Source organism: Acinetobacter lactucae (assembly GCF_013344765.1).
Classification (GTDB): Bacteria; Pseudomonadota; Gammaproteobacteria; order Pseudomonadales; family Moraxellaceae; genus Acinetobacter; species Acinetobacter lactucae_A.
Genome location: NZ_JABVBF010000342.1, coordinates 1 through 1,122, shown reverse-complemented (window position 1 = coordinate 1,122; position 1,122 = coordinate 1). Strand labels below are relative to the sequence as shown.

Genomic DNA, 1,122 nt, shown 5'->3' with positions numbered 1-1,122 from the left:
ATTACATTTTATAAAAATCAATGTTTTATTTGATTTGAAAAGTTACAGTTAAATATAGGGTAACACCCCAAGACTACACATTAAAAATTTTCATGTTTTAATAAACCTATCTGAAGCTCTCAGATAAAACACACATCATAAATGATATGAGGTAATTAAAGATGAGCACTACTAATAATCAAAGCAATCAACGCGATAATCAGCAACAACAGCAACAGCAAAACGACAACCGTAACAACCAACAGCAACATGGCAATCAACAGCAAAACGATCAACAGCAACGAAACAATCAGCAACAACAGCAAAATGACAATCGCCGCCAACAACAAGGCTCAAATCAAAAAGATTCAGGCCAACAAAATTCAAATAACAATAATCAGCAACGCTAATCCGTTGTTGAATTAAATGTCATTTGATGCGGTCATTCATTTTATTTAGGAAGGTGCCCTCACCTTCCTAAATTTACCATAAGCATAAAATTAAATAATAGATGAGGAAAAACTGATGACAGATCAAAATAGCGATCACGCACGACTGCCAGCTGGCGACCATAATTACTCTGATACTTATTGGCGCGAAAGTTACGTTACTCGTCCTTATTATCAAGAAGCTCAACTGACTACCCCCGATCTCGATTATGATCGAGACTTTTCGACAGCTTATGAGTTAGGTCATCGTGCACGTGCTGAATCGGAACAAGGCACACACTTTGAAGATATCGAAGGGGGTTTAGAACAAAAATGGGAAGAACTAAAAGCTGAATCCCGTTTAAAATGGGAACATGCTAAACAAGCTATTAAAGATGCATGGAATGGAAGATAATTTCCTCTAATCAAATTCTCTATTGGCCCAAAGTCATGAGCTTATTTCCTATCGGCCCTCGGAAATAAGCTCTTTTTATCGTCTTTCATTTATTAACTTTCTTTTTTCTTAAAGTATTCAATAATTTCTTCCCCATTATTTACAGGGCTTCCCGTAGAAGGATATGTTTCTTCATATGCATAAATAGGCAAAGCGACTTTAGTGCGGATAGGAGGCAATTTTTCTTGACCGCCCGTCGTAATTCGCTCAATAAAACCTGCAAGCCATAATACAAATTCCTGCGTATTCTTACTCTTAGGA

2 protein-coding genes and 1 pseudogene are annotated in these 1,122 nt (G+C 36.7%); 2 read left to right on the top strand and 1 reads right to left on the bottom strand.

Features of this window, described 5'->3' with window-relative positions; genetic code table 11:
• The first annotated feature begins 161 nt into the window (after positions 1 to 161).
• Together HUN22_RS17195 and HUN22_RS17190 are read left to right on the top strand one after the other, a co-directional pair.
• Positions 162 to 389 (top strand): hypothetical protein, encoded by a 228-nt coding sequence (locus HUN22_RS17195; RefSeq protein WP_016144943.1) that lies wholly within the window; start codon positions 162 to 164, stop codon positions 387 to 389.
• 115 nt (positions 390 to 504) lie between these two features.
• Positions 505 to 822 carry a hypothetical protein gene (locus tag HUN22_RS17190; RefSeq protein WP_174731927.1) on the top strand — a complete coding sequence of 106 codons (318 nt, stop codon included), beginning with the start codon at positions 505 to 507 and terminating at the stop codon, positions 820 to 822.
• Between the two features lie 92 nt (positions 823 to 914).
• Here HUN22_RS17190 and HUN22_RS17185 read toward each other — a convergent pair.
• A pseudogene (locus HUN22_RS17185) lies at positions 915 to 1,122 on the bottom strand (hypothetical protein); the annotation flags it as partial.